At 66.2% G+C, this 21,311-nt stretch carries 19 protein-coding genes; 10 read left to right on the forward strand and 9 right to left on the reverse strand.

Annotated elements, in window-relative coordinates; all coding sequences use genetic code 11:
* Positions 1 to 183: 183 nt before the first annotated feature.
* The gene (locus ACODRZ_RS07415) at positions 184 to 1,311 is read left to right on the forward strand and encodes an LLM class flavin-dependent oxidoreductase (protein WP_488972968.1); all 1,128 of its coding nucleotides are present in this window, start codon (positions 184 to 186) and stop codon (positions 1,309 to 1,311) included.
* Positions 1,304 to 1,939 carry a cysteine hydrolase family protein gene (locus ACODRZ_RS07420; RefSeq protein ID WP_488972969.1) on the forward strand — a complete coding sequence of 212 codons (636 nt, stop codon included), beginning with the start codon at positions 1,304 to 1,306 and terminating at the stop codon, positions 1,937 to 1,939. Before ACODRZ_RS07415 ends, ACODRZ_RS07420 begins: the two co-directional genes overlap by 8 nt.
* On the opposite strand, the gene ACODRZ_RS07425 is transcribed toward ACODRZ_RS07420, so the two are convergent.
* Complete coding sequence (locus ACODRZ_RS07425) at positions 1,917 to 2,093, reverse strand: hypothetical protein (protein WP_488972970.1); 177 nt, start codon at positions 2,091 to 2,093, stop codon at positions 1,917 to 1,919. The genes ACODRZ_RS07420 and ACODRZ_RS07425 overlap by 23 nt on opposite strands.
* Before the next feature lie 6 nt (positions 2,094 to 2,099).
* On the opposite strand from ACODRZ_RS07425, the gene ACODRZ_RS07430 reads away from it, so the two are divergent.
* Positions 2,100 to 3,320, forward strand: coding sequence for an MFS transporter (locus ACODRZ_RS07430; RefSeq protein WP_488972971.1), 1,221 nt, complete (start codon positions 2,100 to 2,102; stop codon positions 3,318 to 3,320).
* Positions 3,321 to 3,412: 92 nt separating this feature from the next.
* Here ACODRZ_RS07430 and ACODRZ_RS07435 read toward each other — a convergent pair whose 3' ends face one another.
* Together ACODRZ_RS07435 and ACODRZ_RS07440 are read right to left on the reverse strand one after the other, a co-directional pair.
* The gene (locus tag ACODRZ_RS07435) at positions 3,413 to 4,375 is read right to left on the reverse strand and encodes a ribokinase (protein ID WP_488972972.1); all 963 of its coding nucleotides are present in this window, start codon (positions 4,373 to 4,375) and stop codon (positions 3,413 to 3,415) included.
* 38 nt (positions 4,376 to 4,413) lie between these two features.
* A complete protein-coding gene (locus tag ACODRZ_RS07440; RefSeq protein WP_488972973.1) occupies positions 4,414 to 6,822 on the reverse strand; it encodes a TonB-dependent receptor in 2,409 nt (802 codons plus the stop codon).
* Positions 6,823 to 7,231: 409 nt separating this feature from the next.
* Here ACODRZ_RS07440 and treF point away from each other — a divergent pair, with 409 nt between their 5' ends.
* Positions 7,232 to 8,848, forward strand: a complete 1,617-nt coding sequence (treF, locus tag ACODRZ_RS07445; RefSeq protein ID WP_488972974.1) for an alpha,alpha-trehalase TreF — start codon at positions 7,232 to 7,234, stop codon at positions 8,846 to 8,848.
* Positions 8,849 to 9,097: 249 nt separating this feature from the next.
* Here treF and ACODRZ_RS07450 read toward each other — a convergent pair whose 3' ends face one another.
* Together ACODRZ_RS07450 and ACODRZ_RS07455 are read right to left on the reverse strand one after the other, a co-directional pair.
* The gene (locus ACODRZ_RS07450) at positions 9,098 to 10,150 is read right to left on the reverse strand and encodes a sugar phosphate isomerase/epimerase family protein (protein ID WP_488972975.1); all 1,053 of its coding nucleotides are present in this window, start codon (positions 10,148 to 10,150) and stop codon (positions 9,098 to 9,100) included.
* A 348-nt stretch (positions 10,151 to 10,498) separates the two neighbouring features.
* Positions 10,499 to 10,666, reverse strand: a complete 168-nt coding sequence (locus ACODRZ_RS07455) for a hypothetical protein (protein ID WP_488972976.1) — start codon at positions 10,664 to 10,666, stop codon at positions 10,499 to 10,501.
* Positions 10,667 to 10,913: 247 nt separating this feature from the next.
* On the opposite strand from ACODRZ_RS07455, the gene ACODRZ_RS07460 reads away from it, so the two are divergent.
* The 4 genes from ACODRZ_RS07460 to ACODRZ_RS07475 all read left to right on the forward strand — a co-directional run bounded on the left by ACODRZ_RS07460 (position 10,914) and on the right by ACODRZ_RS07475 (position 15,868).
* A complete protein-coding gene (locus tag ACODRZ_RS07460) occupies positions 10,914 to 11,864 on the forward strand; it encodes a sugar phosphate isomerase/epimerase family protein (RefSeq protein ID WP_488972977.1) in 951 nt (316 codons plus the stop codon).
* Positions 11,861 to 13,171, forward strand: coding sequence for an MFS transporter (locus ACODRZ_RS07465; protein ID WP_488972978.1), 1,311 nt, complete (start codon positions 11,861 to 11,863; stop codon positions 13,169 to 13,171). The genes ACODRZ_RS07460 and ACODRZ_RS07465 overlap by 4 nt, the downstream gene beginning before the upstream one ends.
* Positions 13,161 to 14,774, forward strand: a complete 1,614-nt coding sequence (locus tag ACODRZ_RS07470; RefSeq protein ID WP_488972979.1) for a GMC family oxidoreductase — start codon at positions 13,161 to 13,163, stop codon at positions 14,772 to 14,774. Before ACODRZ_RS07465 ends, ACODRZ_RS07470 begins: the two co-directional genes overlap by 11 nt.
* Before the next feature lie 65 nt (positions 14,775 to 14,839).
* Positions 14,840 to 15,868: a LacI family DNA-binding transcriptional regulator gene (locus ACODRZ_RS07475; protein WP_488972980.1), complete on the forward strand. Its 1,029-nt coding sequence runs from the start codon at positions 14,840 to 14,842 to the stop codon at positions 15,866 to 15,868.
* Between the two features lie 642 nt (positions 15,869 to 16,510).
* On the opposite strand, the gene ACODRZ_RS07480 is transcribed toward ACODRZ_RS07475, so the two are convergent.
* From ACODRZ_RS07480 to ACODRZ_RS07490, 3 genes are read right to left on the reverse strand one after another with little or no spacing between them, the layout of a single operon-like run.
* Positions 16,511 to 17,992: a class I adenylate-forming enzyme family protein gene (locus ACODRZ_RS07480; protein ID WP_488969239.1), complete on the reverse strand. Its 1,482-nt coding sequence runs from the start codon at positions 17,990 to 17,992 to the stop codon at positions 16,511 to 16,513.
* Positions 17,958 to 18,350 (reverse strand): MaoC family dehydratase, encoded by a 393-nt coding sequence (locus ACODRZ_RS07485; protein ID WP_488969240.1) that lies wholly within the window; start codon positions 18,348 to 18,350, stop codon positions 17,958 to 17,960. The genes ACODRZ_RS07480 and ACODRZ_RS07485 overlap by 35 nt, the downstream gene beginning before the upstream one ends.
* Positions 18,347 to 18,775 carry a hypothetical protein gene (locus ACODRZ_RS07490; RefSeq protein ID WP_008829114.1) on the reverse strand — a complete coding sequence of 143 codons (429 nt, stop codon included), beginning with the start codon at positions 18,773 to 18,775 and terminating at the stop codon, positions 18,347 to 18,349. The genes ACODRZ_RS07485 and ACODRZ_RS07490 overlap by 4 nt, the downstream gene beginning before the upstream one ends.
* 133 nt (positions 18,776 to 18,908) lie before the next feature.
* Here ACODRZ_RS07490 and ACODRZ_RS07495 point away from each other — a divergent pair, with 133 nt between their 5' ends.
* Both ACODRZ_RS07495 and ACODRZ_RS07500 read left to right on the forward strand, forming a co-directional pair.
* On the forward strand, positions 18,909 to 19,625 hold the full coding sequence (locus ACODRZ_RS07495) for a TetR/AcrR family transcriptional regulator (RefSeq protein ID WP_488969241.1): 717 nt from the start codon (positions 18,909 to 18,911) through the stop codon (positions 19,623 to 19,625).
* A 268-nt stretch (positions 19,626 to 19,893) separates the two neighbouring features.
* Positions 19,894 to 20,514 carry a TetR/AcrR family transcriptional regulator gene (locus ACODRZ_RS07500; protein ID WP_488969242.1) on the forward strand — a complete coding sequence of 207 codons (621 nt, stop codon included), beginning with the start codon at positions 19,894 to 19,896 and terminating at the stop codon, positions 20,512 to 20,514.
* Here ACODRZ_RS07500 and ACODRZ_RS07505 read toward each other — a convergent pair.
* Positions 20,502 to 21,236, reverse strand: a complete 735-nt coding sequence (locus tag ACODRZ_RS07505) for a ThuA domain-containing protein (protein WP_488969243.1) — start codon at positions 21,234 to 21,236, stop codon at positions 20,502 to 20,504. The two genes, ACODRZ_RS07500 and ACODRZ_RS07505, sit on opposite strands and share 13 nt — an antisense overlap.
* Positions 21,237 to 21,311: the final 75 nt, after the last annotated feature.

The following is a 21,311-nucleotide window of genomic DNA, read 5'->3' on the forward strand; positions in this document are numbered from 1 at the left end:
ACGATGCCAGGGCGACCTAGCGCCCCCGGCACGCCGCATCTATACCCCGCACGCCCGATGCCTTGATCCCGATCCGTTTGCTCCCGGCACCTCCTATACCGACAACAGCATGGGCGCAGGGTGACAAGAACCGCACGGCACCCCATTCTAGCTTCGGCCGATACTTAGGAGCAGGGGAGCCACATGATCCAGAGCCAGCCGCGTCCCGAGCGCTTCGGCCTTCCATCCGATACGGGCGGCCGCGACCTCGGTATCTTCATGCCGATGGCGAACGGCGGCTGGATCCTCTCGAAGAACGCGCCTGCCCTCGACGGCTCCTATGACTACAACCTCAAGGCCGCACGGCTGGCCGAGGAGATCGGCCTCGACTTCATCATGGCGATGGCCAAGTACCGCGGCTACGGCGGGGAGACGAGGCACTGGAATTCGTCGCTGGACTCGCCGATGATGATGGCGGGCCTGGCGCAGGCGACGAGCCGCGTGAAGGTCTGGGCAACCGTCCACACGATCCTGCAGAACCCGGCAGTAACCGCCAAGATGATCGCGACGCTCGACCAGATCAGCCATGGCCGCGCCGGGCTGAACGTGGTGACCGGATCCTACAAGGGTGAGTTCTCCCAGATGGGCGCATGGCCCGAGGGCGTCGATCATGACGAGCGCTACGCCCTTGCGACCGAGTGGATCCAGGGCATCAAGGCGCTGTGGACCCGGGATTCCGTCACGGTGGCAGGCAAGTATTTCACGCTCGAAGACTGCATGTCGAACCCCAAGCCCTCGCAGCCGCCGTTCCTGGTCTGCGCGGGCACCTCGAAAGTCGGCATCGAATTCACCGCCAACGAGATGGACGCATTGTTCCTCTCGGGCGGCAATGTCGAGGAACTGGCGAAGGCCAGCGCCGACGCCAAGGCGGGTGCCGCCGGGCATGGCGCGAAGATCCGCACCTATTCGATGATGACGGTAGTGTTTGGCGAAACCGACGAAGCCGCAGAAGAAACCGCCGCCCATTTCCGCGCCGGGTTCGACGAGGGCGCGCTCCACGGCATGATGCGCGCATACGGCTTCCTCGACGCCGAGATCGGCAAGGAGAACGCCTTCACGCAAAAGGCCCGTTCCACCTTCATGACCCCGCACGTACTGGGCACGCCGGAGACGGTGACCGCGCGGCTGTCCGAGATCTTCGAGAAGACCTCCCTCGACGGCCTGATGCTGATCTTCCCGGACTATCATGCATCGCTGCCGGTCTTCGGCGAAAAGGTGCTGCCCATTTTGCGCGAGCGCTTCCCGGCGGAGATGGAACCCGCCCATGGCTGACCTGCCGCACATCGATCCCGCCGGCATGATCGCACCGGCCCGCACAGCCCTGATCGTGGTGGACGTGCAGGTCGATTTCGCCGCTCCGGAAGGCCTGATCGGTCGCTTCGGCATCGACCTTGCCCCGGCAGAGGCCGCGATCGACCGTATCGAGGCGCTCATCGCCGCTGCCCGCGCAGCCGGAGCAACGGTAGCCTTCATGCGGGTAATGACGCGCCCCGAAACCGATTCCAAGGCGCTCAAGACCCTGATGGCCCGGCGCGGCACTCCCGGCGAGGAAGGCATCTGCCGGATCGGCAGCGGCGGCGAGGACTACTATCGCGTCGTCCCGCAACCGGATGACATCGAGATTGCCAAGCTGGTCTATTCCAGCTTCCACGGCACCGATCTGGAACAGCAACTGCGCGCACGCGGGATCGATACGCTGGTGATGACCGGCCTCACCACCGAGTGCTGCGTCGATTCCACCACGCGCGATGCCTTTCACCGCGACTTTCATACGTTCGTGGTGTCCGATGCCTGCGCCGCCTACGAACCGGACCTTCATGCTCACGCGCTCAGGGCGCTGGCCGCCAACACCTCGCTTCTGGTGACTACCGAGGCAGTCATGGCAGCGTGGAGCGCATGATCGCCCCCTCGACGATACGGGCCATGGATGCCACCTTGCTCCGCGTGGAGAGAAGTGTCGGCGCCGTGCTTGTGTCGATGCTCATGACCGTATTCAGCCGGTGGCCGGTGCCGGGAAGCACCGCCGCCTCCACCCGCTCCGCCACAGGGATCATACCAGGATGAACACCCGTCTGCTCGTCATGATCGTGCTTCAGGCGCTGTGCCTGATGTACTTCCTGCTGTCGGCGGGGACGTTCAATTCGCTGGGAATGGTGCTGCCCTCGATGGTCGAGGCGTTCGGCATGACCTGGGCGCAGGCGGGCTTCGGCTTCACCTTGCTCGGCACGGCCTGCGGGATCGTCAGCCTCGCCCCCGCACTGACCATCCGCAAGCTGGGCGTCGGTCGCACGCTGGCGGCGGGGACGGTGATCCTGTTCGTCGCCTTCTGGCTGCTCTACACCTCGACCGGCGTGATGGGCTATTACCTCGGGACGACGCTGCTGGGCATCGGCTACTGCTTCTGCGGCACGGTGCCCGCGGTCCACGTATTGTCGAGCAGCTTCCGCCGCCGCTCGACGGTGCTGGGGCTCTACTTCACCATCGGCAACCTCGGCGCGGTCGCGGGGCCGCTGCTCTGGTACGGATCGCAGAGCGCCGGGTTCGACTGGCGGTTCTACTGGCTGCTGTTCGCGGTCGCTTCCGTGATCGTGGGCGGATTCTGCACACTCACCGCCGGACGCCTGCACATCGCTGTCCCCGAGGAACAGGCCGCCGCTGCCGACAGGACCGCGCCGGAATGGACCGTGCGCCGGGCGCTCGGCACGGTGCAGTTCTGGGTGGTGGTCGGCGCCTATACGGCCTGCCTTGCCATCAACACGACCACGCACGGCTTCGCCTACCAGCACCTGATGGAGCACGGGGTGGGACAGGACCGCGCCTCGCAACTCATCAGCCTGGCGGCGCTGGTCTGCGCGATCGGCTCGGCGCTGGCGGGGATCGCGGGCGAGAAGACGAGTGCGCGGGTGCTGACGATGTTCTCGCTGGGCTGCCTGGGTGTCTCCGCCGCGACGCTGGCGATGGTGGAAGGGCCGTTCTCGCTGACGCTGTGGATGGTGACCTTCGGCGGCGGCCTGGGCTTCAGCTATGTGAGCACGGTGATGCTGCTGCAGTCATATTTCGGTCAGAGAGCCGCGCTGGAGCTTTACTCGATCATGATGGCGGTCTCGACCTCCGCCGCGATCGGCCCGGCGCTGGGCGGAGCGGTCAAGGACCAGACGGGCAGCTTTTCCGGCATCTTCATCGGGCTTGCCGTGCTTAGCGCGGTGCTGTTCTGCGCCGTGGCGATCCTGCGCAAGCCCGGCGAGCGCGGGGTCGAGGCAACGGCGGTAGCGGCGGAGTAATTCCTTCCCGAGCTTGTCTCGGGGAGGTGGCGCCGACGAAGTCGGCGACGGAGGGGGAATTGTGCGTGGCGCCTGCACCCTCCACCAAACCGCTACGCGGCCGGTCCCCCTCCCCGAGCCGGCTCAGGGAGGAATTCGGCGAGTTCCGTCCGCATCGGCATCGACGGCGCTGCGCCACGACGGGTGACGGAGAGCGATGCCGCCGCATTGGCGATCCGCAGCGCCGCCTCCAGGGTGATGCCCTGATCGACGCAGGCGGCAAGAACGCCGCAGAAGCAGTCTCCAGCGCCGCTGGTATCGACCACCCGCTCGGCCGGGATCGCCGGTACGAACGTCGCGTTGGCAGCATCGATCGCAGCCGATCCGAGTGCGCCCAGCGTCACCACGACGGTCTGGCCCGGCCGCGTCAGCAGTCTGCGTGCGACGAGCAGGTCATCGAGATTTCCGGGCTCGCGATCCAGCGCGAGGTAGTCGGCGAACTCGCTCTGGTTGAAGATCAGCATGTCGGCCATGCCGAACAGCCGCGCGCCCGCGGGGATGGCCGGGGCCGCGTTGACGATCTTGTACGTGTTCGCTGTCAGTTCGCCGGAGAACAGCGCGGCGATCGCATCAACGTCGGTTTCCAGCTGCACCAGCAGCACCCGCGTCCCGGCATCGATCGCGCCCAGCGCCACTTCGGCACGCGCGTACAGGTTGGCGCCTGCTTCGACAGCTATCATGTTGTCGCCGCCGGGCTCGATCAGGATCGTCGCCCGCCCGCTGCCCTGCCCACTGGCCCGCCCGTCGCCCCGGCCATCCAGCACTTCGACATGCGCGGTATCGATACCGTCGCGCACCAGTGCCGCCAGCAGGAACGTGCCTGCCGCATCGTCGCCGACCGCGCCCGCCATGCGGGTGACCGATCCGAACCGTGCGGCAGCCACCGCCTGGTTGAGCCCCTTGCCGCCGACCGCCTGCGCGCTCTCCTCGACCAGCAGGGTCTGCCCCCAGGCCGCCTTTGCGGGCAGGCGCAGCGCTATGTCGAGATTGAGGGAACCGAAGACCGTGACGCTCATGATAACTCCCGGAACGCTCCCCTCTTACCCCTTCAGCGTCAGAACCTGTAGCCGACAGAGAAGAGTGCCTGGCGCGGCGGAATGTAGGTGTCCGAGATCTGCCCGCTGCCGTAGGGATCGGTGAAACGGGAATTGATGCCGTTCTTGTCGAACAGGTTGGTCACCGTCGCCGAGACACTGATACCGGTATCGGCGAAGGCATAGCTCGCGAACAGGTTCACCTGCGAATAGGACGGCGTATCGTCCTGCACCGGCGTATTGAACACGCGCGACTGGAACCTGCCGCGATAGATGTACTGCGCGCGGGCGGTGAACTCGCCGGGGCCGACCTCGCCGGTCCACGAGATCGCCGCCGAACCCTGCACGGAGGGCATCTTGGGGATCTTGTTGCCGTTGATGTTCTCGCGTGCCGCCTCGCGCACGTACACCGCGTCGCCGAAATTGGCGTAGAAACCGCTGACCCCGCCAAAGCCCGCCGCGACCTGCGCCGCATCCGCCGCCGTGGCGTTGAGCGCCATGTAGTCCTCGGTGAACTTGCCGTGCAGCAGCGACAGCGAGCCTTCCAGGCGCAAGTGCTGCGTGGCGTGCCAGTCCATCTCCAGTTCGGCGCCGTAGACTTCGGCCTTGGGGGCGTTGCTGATGCCCTCGCCGAACAGCACTGCGTCTTCCTCCAGGAACTGCAGGTCCTTGTAGAAGTAGTAGAATGCCGAGGCGTTGATCTGCAGCGTGTCGCCGAAGAAGCGGTTCTTGGAACCGATCTCGATCGAATCGAGCGTCTCGGGCCTGTAGGTGGGCTTCACACCGGTATCCATGCCAAAGATGGTGTACGAACTGTTGCCGCTCGCGGCCGCACTGTTGATGCCGCCGGGCTTGAAGCCGCGGGTGTAGCTTGCATAGACCATGTTGCCGGGCGTCAGCTGGTAATCGAGCGCGAACTTGCCGGTCAGGCGTCCGGTGCTGGTGCCGACCGTCGGCGCAGGCTGGAGATAGGCGCCAGAGGTGTTCCCGCTGGTCCCACCCGACATGCTGTCGCTGACGCCGCTGTACTTGTCATGGTTGTAGCGGATGCCCGCCGTCACCGTCAGTGCATCGGTCACCTCGAGGCTGGCCTGCGCATAACCCGCATAGGCCTCGCGCGTGATGGCCGAGAGTTCGGCATAAGTGATCGCCTTCACCAGCGGATCGCTGTAGAGCGTGCCGGTGGCCAGCGGCGGGTTGAGCCCGTCACCCCCGTTGGCGCGATATTCGTTGATGTAGTTCTTGTTCTTCGAGCGCAGGTAGACGCCGCCGACGATCCAGCGGAACGGCCCCTCGTTGTCGGAGGCGATGTTGTATTCCTGCGTCCACGAACTCGTGTTCTGCTCCCAGGTGGCGATGTGGTCGTAGTCGTACAGGCCGCCGGACACCGGCAGGAACAATGCCGGGTTCAGCCCGTCGCCGTCCCACGACAGCCTGCTGTGCAGCTTCTGGTAGCTGGTGATCGAACTGAACGTCGCCCCGCCCAGGTCGAACTTGACCACACCGTAGTAGAGCTGCGTGCGGATATAGGTCTTGCCTGGGAAGTCCTGCGTCAGTTCGCGCGGGTCGGGATTGGGATCGAGCACGTTCTTCTGCGCGGTCGCATTCTGGTCGCCCTTGTACTGGATCGTCGAAAGCAGCACCGAGACACGGTCTTCCGGAGTCCACTTGACGGCCAGCTTGCCGCCCCATTCGTCGGCGTCGTCGAGTTCGTAATCGGGATCGCCGGCGACGTCGGTGGCCTTCGCGTAGCCGTCATGGCGCAGGCGCTGACCGGCTGCGCGGATCGCCAGCGTGTCGGTGACCGGCACGTTGATCGCGGCGTCGGCCTTGAGCATATCGTAGTTGCCGTAGCCGACGTTCGCAGACCCCGACAGCGCCGAGGCGTCGGGCTGCTTCGAAACGACGTTGATGGTGCCGCCGGTCGAGCCCTGCCCGTACATCGTGCCCTGCGGGCCGCGCAGTACCTCGACCTGCGCGACATCGATGAAGGCGGCATTCGCGGCGATCGAATTGAAGATGTAGACCCCGTCGACGTGGAACGAGACGCCCGGCTGGGTCGAGGGGTTCTCCGGCGTTTCCGAACCGATGCCACGGATCGAGATCATCCGCTCGCCACCACCGCTCTTGGCGACGACGAGGCCGGGCACGCTACCGTTGAGGCCGGTGATCTCGGTGATGTTCGCCTTGTTCAGCGTATCGTCAGTGACCGCGGTGACCGAGAGCGACGCCTTCTGGAGAGTGACGTTGGTGCGCTCCGCCGAGACGACGATCTCGCCGATCGGCCCCCCGCTGCCGTCAGCCGCTGCCGCTGCGGTATCGGCCGCCGCATCCGCTGCTTCGGCGCGTGCCGAAGCCGGGCAGGCCGCTGCCAGCAGCGCGAGGACGGAGACGCCGGTGGCGCCCATGAATCGAGCAGTCGTGGTCACAATAACCCCCCATCTGTGAAGGCGCACCGCATCGATGCGCGCGTTGGCACCGCCTTTCCGTTGCCGAAGATCCTCGTTCCCGAAGGGCTGTCGACCGGTGTTCCGGTTCGCCCTGCATTCGTCGCTTGCGCTTTTCCCTGAACCTTTGCCTGAGCCCCTTTCCCACTTGCGAGCGGGGCCGCACATCGAAACTTCGGCGAATCGCACCTTGACGCAAGCGCCAACTTGCTGCGTGCGCTCGCGATCAAACGGCGGGGCATCATGCGCAAAGAACCTATGCGCAAGCGAGCCCGGCAGCGATGGCCGCGATGCGGATTGCCTCCATTCCCATGAAACCCTGTGCAGTCTGGCCCGTTGCCTCCCTCAAGAGACACGGCCAGAGGGGAAGTCAATTGATGGATTACGCTTCGTGAGCGGCAGGGCGGGTTCCGGCGCAAGGATCGGCATAGCGCTGGCTGCATCGCTTCTGGCCTTCACCCAGACCGCCAACGCCCAGCCCTCCCCGGCGGACCAGTTCGGAGACCTATTCGCGGCAGTGCAGGAAGGGCATGTCTTCGCGGACGGCAAGACCTTCGCCGATGCCGTGCCGAGGCGCGCTCCGGACGCGATCATGGCGGAATACGCAGCGAAGCCGCCAAACTCCCCGACCGAACTGCGCTACTTCGTGCTCGACAACTTCACCGTCCCCGGCGTCAACGACAAGCCGCTGCCACCCTTGCGCGAACACATCAGGACATTGTGGCCCCAGCTTTCGCGGGATGCCGTCACGCCGCCGCCTGAAGGCTCGGCGATCGCGCTTCCGGCGCCTTACGTCGTCCCCGGGGGACGGTTCCGTGAGATCTACTACTGGGATTCGTATTTCACCATGCTGGGGCTTGTCGCCGATGGCCGCGACGATCTTGTCGAGGGGATGATCGACGACTTCGCCAGCCTGATCGAGCGCTTCGGGCACATCCCCAACGGCACCCGCACATACTACCTCAGTCGCTCGCAGCCGCCGTTCTTCGCGCTGATGCTGGAACTGTCGAAGCAGACCGACGGCACCATCCGCGCCCGACGCCTTGCCGCCTTGCGCAAGGAGCATGCCTACTGGATGGCGGGAGAAGCCTGTGCCCGCACCGAAATGACATGCCGGCGCGTGGTGCGGATGCCTGACGGCAGCATGCTTAATCGCTACTGGGACGACCGCGATACCCCGCGCGACGAATCCTTCGCAGAGGACCGCGCCACCGCCGCCGCCGCCACGGAGCGGCCTGCCTCCGAAGTCTACCGCGACTTGCGCGCGGCCGCCGAAAGTGGATGGGATTTCAGCTCTCGCTGGCTCACCGATCCTCGGCGCCTTGCGACCATCCGCACCACGCAAGTCGTCCCGGTCGATCTCAACGCCCTGATGTGGGCGATGGAAAGGCGCATCGAAAAGGGCTGCCGGCAGGCAGGCGACCAGCCCTGCACCCGTGAATTCTCGCGTCGGGCCGCAGCGCGCAAGTCCGCGATCGACCGCTACCTCTGGCAGCCCGCCCGGCAGCGGTTTGCGGACTGGATCGTCAGCGAGAAGAAGCCCAGCGGCGTGCAATCCTCCGCCACGCTGTTTCCGCTCTTCGTCGGCATGGCCTCTCCCGCGCAGGCCAGAGCCGTGGGGACAAGCACCCGGCGCACGCTGCTGGGCGAAGGCGGCATCCGCACGACGGTACAGCACACCGGCCAGCAGTGGGACGCGCCAAATGGATGGGCGCCGCTGCAATGGATCGCGCTGGAAGGACTGCATCGCACCGGGCAGGAGGCGCTGGCGAAGGACGTCGCCGCGCGCTGGCTCGGTACGGTGAACTGCACGTACCTGGAAACCGGCAAGATGCTGGAGAAGTACGACGTCGAGGAACGCCGCGCGGGCGGCGGCGGCGAGTATCCGCTGCAGGATGGCTTCGGCTGGACCAACGGCGTTGCGGCGGCAATTCTCGAACGCTATCCGGCACTTGTGCCTGGCACAACGCTGAGGACTTGTAGCCCGCCCTCAGACAGTGAACGGTAATAGCGGCGATTGCGCCGTTTCGGGACTCGCTGTTCTTTCGTACAGCTTGCAGATGTTATCGTTTACATATATAGACGATTCATGCGTGGCCCCGAGGGGCCTTTTTGTAGCCAGGCGGTGATCTCCTCCCTCCGCCTCCTGTGCCGGACAAGCGCAGAGCCTTCTCGGGTCGCAACCGCAGACGGTAAAAGAGAAACCCCGGGAGATTCCGCACTCCCGGGGTTTCCGATTCTCAGATCGCCATATGGGTCAGGCCATTCCCATCCGGCGGAAGTCCGGCAGCGCACCGTCGCCGCCCGCGAAATCGTCGAAGGCATGTTCGGTCACGCGGATGATATGCTTTTCGATGAAGGGCGCACCCTCCGCCGCGCCGACCTGCGGGTGCTTGAGCGCGCATTCCCATTCGAGCACGGCCCAGCCCGCAAAGTCGTACTGCGCCATCTTCGCGAAGATCGCCCCGAAATCGACCTGTCCGTCACCCAGCGAGCGAAACCGGCCCGGCCGTTCCACCCAGCCCTGATAGCCGCCATAGACGCCCGCCTTGGGCGAGGGACGGAACTCGGCATCCTTGACGTGGAAGCACTTCACCCGCTCGTGATAGACGTCGAGGAAGCCGAGGTAGTCCATCTGCTGCAGGACCATGTGGCTGGGGTCGTAGAGGATATTGGCGCGCGGGTGATTGCCGGTCGCCTCGAGGAAGCGCTCGAAGGTCACGCCGTCGTGCAGGTCCTCGCCGGGATGCAGTTCGAAGCCGATGTCCACGCCGCATTCGTCGAAGTGGTCGAGGATCGGCTGCCAGCGCCGCGCGAGTTCGGCGAATGCCTCGTCCACCAGCGCGGCGGGGCGCTGCGGCCATGCGTAGAAGTAGGGCCACGCCAGCGCGCCGGAGAAACTCGCCTGCGTCGTCAGGCCAAGGCGTTCGCTGGCCTTTGCCGCCAGATGCATCTGGTTCACCGCCCATTCCTGACGCGCGCCCGGATTGCCGCGCACCGCCTCGGGAGCGAAAGCGTCGAACGCCGCGTCGTAGGCCGGGTGGACCGCAACGAGCTGGCCCTGGATATGCGTGGACAGTTCGGTCAGCGCCAGACCGTGCTGGCCGAGGATGCCCAGCACCTCGTCGCAGTAGTCCTGGCTCTCCGCCGCCTTCTCGAGGTCGAACAGCCGCGCGTCGTTGCTCGGCACCTGCACGCCCTTGTAGCCGAGCGAGGCCGCCCAGGCGGCGATCGAATCGAGCGAATTGAACGGCTCGTCGTTACCGGCGAACTGGGCGAGGAAGATGCCCGGCCCCTTGATGGTCTTCATGTTCTGCGAACCTCTTCTCTCGTGTCAGACCGTGAAATCGACCCAGCCCCGTTCATCCCGGCTGCAAGCGACGGCAGCGGCAACGAGTGCCATACCACGCAAACCATCCTCGACGCCCGGAACGAGTGACCTCGCCTGCCCGCGCAACTGCCCACGTATCTCCAGTGCAAAATCCCGATAGAGATTGCCGAGCGATTCGAGGAGCCCTTACGGGTGGCCACATGCCTCCGTCACCGCGCAGCCATTCGAGGCGGTTCGGGTTCTCCTGGCTCCAGCGATAGGCGCCGGTCTCGCCGTAGATGCGGATAGCGAGGTCGTTGCCCTCGCCTGTCATGATCTGCGAGGCCATCAGCAAGCCCCGCTCTCGACGCGCAGGAACATCTGGCAGTCGTCGTCGAGCAGGCGGCCCGGCACTACGCTGCGCATCACGGCTGAAGGCTCCGGCCACCAGCGCGATCTCGCCGTCGAGTTCGGCCGCGATTCGGTGGACAGGCCCGATGAAGGAGTCCGGGCCACCGCCGATCAGCCCCATGCGAATGCGATCACACAGAACGTTCCTTTCCCGCTTGCCGGCCTGCGTTTGCCCGCTTAATGAAAACGATACCACTCATTGTTTAGGCGGAAATCCGCCATTTGCGCAAGCACGGCTCAGCCATCGCTTGACAACATGCGAGGATTGGGCCTTTTTAATGAAAGAAAAGGTTTACATTGAGGGCGCGCGGCGATGGCCGGGGCGCCATCGCAGGCTGAGGTGCTCATCTAAATGCTGTCGTTCGGGGTCGATCTCATCACATTCTTCCATCCCGGTTTTTGGGGCATGGCGAATGAGCAGGAGGTCGTCACCTTCGGCCGCGAGCAGCCGCGCACGTTCTGGGACCGCATGCTCGACACGCTGCAGGAAAGCGGCGTTACCGGCATCGAACTGACCTTCGACCCCTTCGGCCCGGCCAGCCTGATCGCTGCTTACGGCTCGATAGAAGCGGCCAAGGGCGAACTCGACAAACGCGGCCTCTCGATCGCCAGCGGCTTCTTCGCCGACGTCGCCATCGAGGGCGGCATGGGCGATGCGCAGACCGAAGCGCGGTGGCTCGACAGCGCTGAAGAATCCGCGAAAGCCCTTGCCGCCTGGGGCTCCGACATCATGGTCATGGGCCTGCCGATGCGTACCAGCTGGGACGCCGAGCCGCCGGTCTTCGTCGACATGGAATTCACGCGCAAGGCGGCGGACTTCTGCAACCGTCTCGGCGCGTTTACGCTGCGCCATGGGGTGCGCCTCGCGCTCCATACCGAGGCCCACTCCACCTTCTGCCAGCCCCGCGACATCGACCTGCTGCTGATGCTGACCGATCCAGTCTACGTCGGCTTCTGTCCCGACAGCGCCCATATCCTGCTTTCGGGCGGCGATCCGGTCACCGTCGTCGCGCGCCACATCGAGCGTGTCGTCACCGCGCACTGGAAGGACGCGAAGAGCGCGATGCCGATCAACATCCCGATCGATCACGGCATCCATCACGCCCACCGCGAATATTTCTGCGCCATCGGCGAAGGCACCGTGGACTTCGACGGCTGGGCGAGGCTCATGCTATCGAAGTCCGACCAGAAGTGGGCCATCCTGGAGATCGACGCCGTGCCGGATCCTCTGACCGAAACCCGCAAGTCCCTCGCCTTCGCAGGGGATGTGCTGGACCGCCTTTCCGACGAGACCGCTGCGTGAACGGCGCGCTGACCTGGCGCGAGAAGCTCAGCTACGCGCTGGGCAATTTCGGCATCAACCTGCCGTTCGGCATGACCAATGCCTACCTCCTGTACTTCTACACTGACGTCTACGGCGTCAGCGCGGGCACCGTCGCCTCGCTGTTCCTGATCGCGCGCTGCGTCGATGCGGTGTTCGACCCGCTGATGGGCCTGCTGATCGACCGTACCGAAACGCGCTGGGGCAAGCATCGACCGTTCCTCCTCTGGCTCGCCGTACCATTCGCGGTGTGCGGCGCCATCGTGTTCTGGGCACCGCCGCTGGAGGGCTGGCAGAAGATCGCCTTCATCTTCGCGACCTATACGCTGATGGGCATTCTCTATTCCGCCGTCAGCCTGCCGCTGAATTCCATGCTGCCGACGCTGACCCGCGATCCCAAGCAGCGCAACACCGTCAACGCCCTGCGCGAGTTCATCGGTTCCTCGGCCACGGTCGGCATCGGCTACGCCGCGCTGCCGCTGGTCAAGAGCTTCAGTAATGGGGACGAGGCGCACGGTTTTCTAGTCCTCGCCGCGATCACCGGCGCGATCACGCTGGTCTGCATGCTCAATGCCTTCGCCAACACGCGCGAGCGGGTCGAGGTCGATCATTCCGTCGCCAAACTCACCACCGCACAGTCGCTGCAGGCGACGAAGGGCAACTGGCCCTGGATCGCGACGATGCTGGTCAACTTCTTCTTCTGGATCGGCTTCACCGGCCACATCCAGTCCTTCGTCTACTTCGCGCAGAGCGTGCTGGGCGAGGCCGAGTTCACCTCCACCCTCATGCTGACGATGCTCGCCGTTCTGGTCGGCACCGGTCTTGCGGGCGTCTGCGCCAATGCCATCGGCAAGCGCATGACCGGCGCGATCGGGGCTGCCGTCGCCACCGTCTTCACCGCGATCATGCCGCTGTCGAACGACCACACCTGGCTGATCGCGACCAACTGCGTGGCCTACATCGGGCAGGGCCTGATCGGCGGTCTGCTGTTCTCGCTGATGGCCGACGCGGTGGACTACGGCGCGTGGAAGTCGGGCTACCGGGCGCAGGGCTTCCTGTTCGCTGCCTCCAGCTTCGGCGTGAAGCTGGGCATGAGCGTGGGCGGCGCGGCAGGCGCGTGGTTCCTCAGCCTCGCCGCCTATGACGCCAAGGCTCCCGTCACGCCCGAGGTCGTCACCGCCGTCATGGCCGGGCACGTCTGGCTGCCCGCCGCCAGCTACGTGGCGATGGGCCTCTCGCTGATCCTGTTCCGCTTCCTTCCTGCTTATAAGGCAGACCATGCGCACTGAGTTCGATTACATCATCGTCGGCGCGGGCAGCGCCGGTTGCGTCCTCGCCGAGCGCCTCAGCGCCGACGGTGCCAAACAGGTGCTCCTCCTCGAAGCCGGCGGCCGCAACGAGGAACTGATGGTCCGCATGCCGCGCGGCATGATCAAGATCTGGACCAAGCCCAAGTGGTACTGGCCCTTCCCCGCCGAGCAGCAGGGCGAGCGCCCCGCTGGCGAAACCTGGTTCTACGGCAAGGGCCTCGGCGGTTCGAGCGCGGTCAACGGCACGTGGTATTTCCGCGGCCAGCCCCGCGACTACGACGCATGGGAAGCGCAGGGCAACGCAGGCTGGAACTGGGCCGAGATCGAGCGCTGCTACGAGGAACTCGAGGACTTCCACGGCAAGGGCTACGGTCGTCGCGGCAAGCGTGGCCCGCTCGAAGTCACCGAAGTGCCGGAGGGCGACCCGGTTCTGACCGGCGCGATCCTGCAGGCCGCGCGCGAGGCGGGCATTCCCGTCCTCGACGACGTCAACGCGCCGGGCACCGAAGTCGCGGGCCGCACGCAGCAGACCGTGGACCCGCGCGGCACCCGCGTCACGGCCTATACCGCGTTTCTGAAGACCGCCGCGAAGCGCCCGAACCTCACCATCCTGACCGGCGCGCTGGTGCGCCGCGTCACGTTCGAGGGCAAGCAGGCCACCGGCGTCCTCGCCGAGGTGGAAGGCAAGGATATAGCCTTCACCTCAGGCCGCACGATCCTGACCGCAGGCGTATTGCAGAGCCCCAAGCTGCTCCAGCTTTCCGGCATCGGCCCGGCCGATGTCCTCGCGCGCCACGGCATCGATGTGGTGCATGAGAACCCGCAAGTCGGCCGCAACATGAACGAGCACATGATGGTCGCCCTGTCATGGCGGCTCAACAAGGCGCGCGGCCTCAACCACGAATTCCGGGGCTGGCGCGCCTATTGGCATGGCCTGCGCTACATCCTCACCGGCAAGGGCCTCATGGCCTCGCTGCTGCCGGAAGTCTCGGTCATGGCCTCGCTGGAGGCGGACAAGGACTGGCCCGACCTGCAGCTCGGCATCTCGCCTTATTCGATGGCAGCGTCCGAGGACGACAAGCCCGAGGCCGGTCGCGGCCAGACCGAGGCCATCCCCGGCATCACCGCCACCGCCTTCTGCCTGCGCCCGAACAGCCACGGCTACGTCGAACTGGCGAGCACCGACCCCGCGGCCCCGCCGCGCCTCGTGCCGAACTGGTTCACCGCGCCCGAGGACCGCGCCACGATCCTGCGTGCGATCCGCAAGGTGCGCGAAATCATGAGCCAGCCCGCCCTAGCCCCCTATATCGGTACCGAAACCGTGCCCGGCCCCTCGGTCCAGACCGATGACGAAATCCAGCAGGCGGCGAACTGGATGGTCTCCACCGGCCTCCACGGCACCGGCACCTGCCGCATGGGCTCGGCTGAGGACGGTGTCGTCGACGCGGGGCTGCGTGTCCACGGCGTCTCCGGCCTTTACGTGGCCGACTGCTCGGCGATGCCGACCGGTATTTCGGGCAACACCAACGGCCCGGCCATGGCCTTCGCATGGCGCGCGGCGGAGGTGATTGCGGGGGCGTGACGAAAGTTGCACCCTTCGCAACTTCGCTTGCCCCGCCCCTCGCCGCTATGTAACGTTTACATCCAATGGCGAACATCAAGGACATCGCCCGCGTCGCGGGAGTATCGGTAGCGACGGTGTCGCGCGCGCTCAGCACGCCCTCGCTGGTGCGCCCCGCGACGATCGAGCGGATCGAGGCGGCCATCGCCGACCTCAACTATGAGCCGAACCACCTTGCCGCGGGCCTGCGCCGCCAGCGCAGCGACAACGTGATCGTCGCGGTGCCCAGCATCTACAATCCGTTCACCTCAGCCTTCGTCGAGGGGATCGAGAACGTCGCGCGCGCCAACAAGATGCGCGTGCTGCTCGGCATCACCGAGGGCGACGTCGACGCGCTCAACAAGTTCACCTCGATGATCGCGGGCAAACAGGCCGACGGGCTGATCCTGCTGGAAAAGAATCTGCCCGACATCGTCCTCAATCCCCCGGCCAAGAGCAAGCTGCCGCCGATGGTCGCGGCCTGCGAGTATCCGCCCGACCTCAACCTGCCGCGCGTGCGCACCGACAACCACGAGGCCAGCGCCCTCGTCGTCGGCCATCTGGCGGAACTGGGACACCAGCACATCGCCGCGATCACCGGCCCGCTCGACCAGTTCATGTCGATGGACCGCCTCTCCGGCTACAAGCTGGGACTGCTGCGTGCGCGTATCGAGTTCGACGAGGCGCTGGTGGCGCGCGGCGATTTTTCGCTGCAGTCGGGCTACGATGCGATGGTGCGGCTGCTCGACAGCGGAGCGGAATTCACCGCCGTCGCCTGCGCCAACGACGAGATGGCGCTTGGCGCGATGAGCGCGCTGCAGCAACGCGGCATCTCGGTGCCTGACGAGATGTCGGTGGCGGGCTTCGATGACTTGCGTTTCGGTGCCTTCGCCATCCCGCCGCTGACGACGGTGCACATCCCTACTGTCGAGATCGGCGAGGCGGCGATGCGGCTGATGCTGGATTCGCTGCTGCAGCAGGACCACGAAGGACCCGCGCGCGAGGTGGTGCTGCCGCATCGCCTGATCGTCCGCCAGTCGACGGCGGCCCCAAGGAAAAAACGCAAGAAGGCCTGAATCCTCCCCGAGCCAAAGTCAGGTAGGAATTCCCAGGCAAAGCCGTCATCCCAGCGAAGGCTGGGACCGCTGGCCTGTTACGGCCAACTCGCGTCCGGACGCCCCGACGAGGGGTTGGGCGTTGCGCGGCCAGCGGTCCCAGCCTTCGCTGGGATGACGGGGTTGTGCGTGCGACGCGGGCACACAAAAATACCCGCTGGCGAGTGCGGGCCATTACGCCGGGGAATTTAACGCAACCGAGGTGAACATCGGGTCGGCGTCGGGAGCGTCCTCACCGGGACGCGGGGTTTTGTGTTCCGTGAAGCTCTGGCGAGCGGCCGGGTAACTCACGGTGCAGCCCGGCTCGACCTGTATTCCATCGGAAAGTCCCATGTGGCCGTCGTTAGGGTTCGCGTCGTTATCGGCCGACGGCTATCCGGGATGGTCGTCCCATGTCCTGCCGTGTGTCGCAGGAACGTATGGACGGCGTTTCCAGTAGCTCAGAGACAGTCCGGGTCTTCGAACGGGCGCGTGGTTTGCGTGATCACGGCTTGAAACCGCATCCCGGCCCACGGCGCCGACCCGATACACCTTTCCGGCGTGATCATCGCCGGATCGGATGCCGGGTCATATAACCTATTTGGCGATAAATGTCAACCTGCCTCATCCGATCATCGCCTCCACTTCCTCGCGGATGATCTTGCCGCTGGCGCTGCGAGGGAATGCCTCCATCGCGATGAAGCGGACGGCCTTGGGGCGCTTGTACCCCGCCAGTGCGTCCCGGCACATCTGCATCACCACCTGCTCGTCGAGCGAGGGATCGTTGCGCGCGATCACCGCCACCGGCACTTCGCCCCATTGCGGGTCCGGGCGGCGCACGACGATGGCATCGTTGACGCGCGCATCGGCAAACAGCACGCGCTCGATCTCGGCCGGATAGATGTTCTCGCCGCCCGACTTGATCAGGTACTTGGAGCGGCCGACGAAGTCGTAGCCCGAAGGCGTCCGGCGGAACAGGTCGCCCATGTGGAACCAGCCTCCGGCGAAGCACTCGGCATTGGTGGCCTCGGCGTTCCAGTAGCCGCTGAACAGCGTCGGCCCGCGCACGCAGGCCTCGCCGGTCTCGCCGTCTGGCACCTCGTTGCCGTCCGCACCCAGCAGGCGCAAGTCGCACAGCAGGCTCAGCCGCTTGGGGAAAGCCGAAGGCATCGTGCCGACCGGGATGAGATCGGCCGAAAGCGGCGGCATTCCCGTCTCGGTCGCACCGAAGGAGTTGAGGTAAGGTGCGCCCAATGCCCGGGTGATCGCCGCGATCGTGGCGGAGGGGACGAGGTCCGCCATGCAGCCCGCCGCCTTGACCCCGCGCACCCTGGCATCCCGCGCCTCGAGCCGTTCGAGCAGCGGCTCGATCGTGGCGGGCACCAGCATCAGCCAGCCTATGGGAAATTCCTCAAGCGCATCGACCAGCGCATCGGCGTCGAAACCGTCGACGATGATCCCGGTGCTCCCGCACATCAGCGTCGCCAGCAGGTGCTCGGTCCCGCCCATGTGGAACATCGGCGCCCACGAGACGTAGGCGTCGGTCATCGCCACGCCCATGTCGAGCCGCATGGCGCACATCCGCGCGACTTCGGCGCGGTGGCTGATCACGGCGGCCTTGGGCAGCCCCGTCGTGCCGCTGGTGTAGATGATGAGCAGGCCGTCTTCCGGTTCGGCCACGCTGGCGGTCTCTCCCGCCGCGCCGAGACGATCGATGGCGGCAAAGGGACGACCGTTCGCCGCCTTCTCTCCCAAGGCCAGATGGCGGGGCGAGGCGACCAGCAGCGACGGGTCCACCAGTTCGACGCAGTGGCGCATCTCGGCATCGGAGAGCCGCCAGTTGAGGCAGGCCGCGATCAGCCCCAGCTTCGCGCAGGCAAGCTGGACGGCGGTGTACTCGAAGCGGTTTTCCGACAGGATCGCCACGCGCTGCCCGCGCACGAGCCCGCGCGCGGCAAAATCGGCGGCCACCGCATCGACGCAGGCAAGCACCTCGGCATAGCCGAGGCGCATCCCGCCCTGCACGATCGCCAGCGCCTGCGGGGTCGCCCGCGCGCGCATGGCGACAAGGTCATAGACGCTGGCTGCGAAAGCCTTCTCCATCATCGCTGTCTCTCCCGTCCGTTTCTATTCTTGCCCTGAGCACGACGTTGTCGGGTGCGACCACGAGTTCGGCGTCGCAGGTGTCCTGGTCCCAGCTCCCGCGCGCCAGCACGCCGTCGCCCGCCAGCACGTTGCCCAGCAGCGCCGCCTCGATCGAGCATATCTCCCGGCCGGGCCGCGCTTCCATCACCATATTGAGCAGATAGGCGAGGTTCGTCGGCCCCGGGTTGACCGTGCGAGGGCCGAAGCCCAGCGCCTCGGCCGCGGCGGGGTCGACGTGGATCGCATTGTCGTCGCCCAGCGCCTCGCACCACAGCGCCATCGCCTCGGCAGGCACGGCGCCAAGTTCCCACTCGCTCATGCGGGTGCCTGCACGGCCGGACCGGGCGCGGGCATGATCGTGGTGAGGCTGACCCGCGCGTGCGGCCGCCCGGCGGCGCTGACCGTCATGCCCAGGGTCAGGTGGTCGGCCGCGCCGAACCTGCGGCTTGCCTTGCGCTCCAGCGAGACGACGCGGGCGGCCACGTCGTACCCGGTATCGACCGTCAGCGGCGCGTCATAGTCGATCCGGCAGCGACCCAGCACCGCCCCCTCGTCGAACGCGAGGCCGAGCGCACGGCACACGTCGCCCACCCGCGCGCCCATGCCGCCCAGCGCCGCGACAAAGGCGAAGACGGGGTGCGCCTCCTTGGCCCGGCGCTGCGGCGCGGCGCAGGACCGCCGGATCGCATCGTCGAGCCCGGCAGACAGCAGGAAGCGCCCCGGCGGTATCGCGAAATGGTCCATGCCTCTCCCGGAATGGCTGCTTGGTAAGTCCGCGCCCACGTGTTGCATGTCGCGCGATTGGGCGTAAAGCTGACCTCGGGCTTCGCCGGAGTCAACCGCAATCGAGGCCAGTAATGAGGATGGTTCAATTATCATGGCGAACCCGGTGAAGACCACGGAGGCCGAACCCCTCGCCTGGCGGCGGCGCAAGGACTACCGCCCGCAGGAAATCCTTGCCGCCGCGCGCCGGCTGATCGAGGAGGAAGGCACCACAGCCACCTCGATGGCGCGGATCGCCAAGCTGGCGGGCGTGTCCGAGGCTACGGTCTACAAATACTACGACAGCAAACAGGAACTGGTGAACCAGGTGCTGGTCGACTGGGCGACGCCTTTCGTCGAGCGCCTGATCGCAGAGCTGCGGCACATCACCGACCTGCGTTCGCAGCTGACGCTGATCGCCGCGCGCTTCATGCGCTCGATCGAGGAGACGCCGCGCTTCCACCGCGTGTTCTACCAGGAACTGCGCTGGGCGGACTATCGCGGGTCGGCGCTGCACAAGCTCAACCACGTCTTCGCGCATAGCGTGGTCGAGGCGGTGCAGCAGGCGCAGCACGAGGGCAAAGTCCGTGCCGACGTCGATCCGGTGATGATCCGCGACATGATGTTCGGCGGGCTGGAGCACGTCGCTATGCGCACCAGCTTCATCGGCCGCCCGCTCGACATCGACGCGGAGGCGAAGCGGTATGTCGACGTGCTGCTCTGCGGCGTGCTGTCCGATCCGGGCGAACCGCGCGGACCGTCGGAAACGGAGCGGCTGTCGGCGCTGATCGACCGGATGGAAGCGGCGCTGCGAGGGAAGCCGGGCAGCTAATTCTCTCACCCACTTCGTCATTGCGAGCGTAGCGAAGCAATCCAGAGCGGTTCAATGCTGCTCTGGATTGCTTCGCTGCGCTCGCAAAGAAGAACGGGGGAGAATGGCTATCGCGCCTGCACATCCGCTTTGATCCCCGCTGGATTCGCCGCAGCATAATTATAAAAGACGTTCATGAATGTCTTTTTTTATCGCCCGGATTGCGCTACCGATCAGGTTGGCGAGGCCGGAACCCACCGGCCCGCACGGCGTGGGAGAGCGCGATCCAGTGAGACGACCCGGCGCGGACGAACCGACGATGCAGGCGCTGAAAAGCGCCCAGACCCGCGCGCGGCTGATCGACGCGACGATCCGGGTGCTCGTCCGCAGCGGCTATTCGCGCACCACGACGCCCCAGGTGGCGATCGAGGCGGGGCTGTCACGCGGGGCGATGCTGCATCATTTCGACAACGGCGTCTCGCTGGTCAAGGCGACGATCATGCACCTGCACGAGCGCCGCCTGCGCGCCTTTCGCCGCGCGGCGGAGCGCAGCGCGCTCGATCACGGGGCGATGGTGCGCACGTACTGGAAGCAGATCCAGAAGCCCGCCTTCATCGCCTTTCACGAACTGGCGGTGGCGGCACGTACCAGTCCCGACCTTGCCGCCGTGCTGATGCCGCTGCAGGTGGAGTTCCGCGAGCGGTTCAACCAGCTCGCCGTCCAGCTCTATCCCGAATGGCAGGCCAGCCCCGAGAAGTTCGCGCTGGCCATGGCGATCTCGCAGGCGACGATGGAGGGCATGGCGATCAACCTGCTGACGGGCGCGATGGACGCCGATCTGGTGGAGCCGGTGCTCGAAGCGCTCGAAACCCAGCTCCACGCCCTCAGGCCGCAGGATCAGGCGGCATGACCAAGACCCCAGCGAATGCCCCGCCGCAGCAGTTCGTGGAACACCGGGTAGTTCCACGCACAGCGCTGCGGGTGCGGCCAGAACGGGCTGACCGGCAGCAGGTCGTAATGACCCCGGCAATGGCCGAGCGTGAGGTAGAGGACCCTGCCCTCGCCCACCTTGCGCTCGTAGAGCACGGGCACTTCGGCCTCGTCCCAGTCGGCATCGCGGAACTCGTCGCAGCGGCCGGTGAAGCTGGTGTGCAGCAGCACGTCGATGTCGGCGGTGCGGTGGGTCAGGTACAGCTCGTCCTCCACCCGGAAATCGCGCAGGCCCTGCGTCATCTCGTGATCGCCCCGCGTGACGAAGACCTTGAACGGCGCGATCGGCGGATGGCCGGCGAAGCGCGTACCGAGCAGGCCGGTGAAGGCGGGCACCTCGTCCGGCGTATCGACCACGCCGTCCGCGCCGAAGCGCAGCACCGCGTTGGTCCCGTGCAGCGCCAGCCAGCGCCCACCGCGCGCCAGGAACGCTTCCAGCGCCGCGACTTCCTCGCCGCGCGTGGGCACCAGATCGCAGGTATAGGTGATCAGCAGGTCAGCCGCTTCCAGGCTCGCCAGATCGGCATAGTCCGCCGCCACCGACGTGCGGATGCGCGGGGTTTCCGCCAGCAGCTTGAGCAGTTCCAGGCGCGCGTAGTCGATGTCGTGGAACTTCCCCGCGGCGATCAGATGAACCTTCATTCCGGCAAACTCCCCTCACGTGTGTGCGTGTATGCGCCCGAGCGTAGGGCTGGGCCGAGGGCTGTCAAAGGCCCA

The sequence above is a fragment of the Novosphingobium sp. FG90 genome, assembly GCF_057808725.1.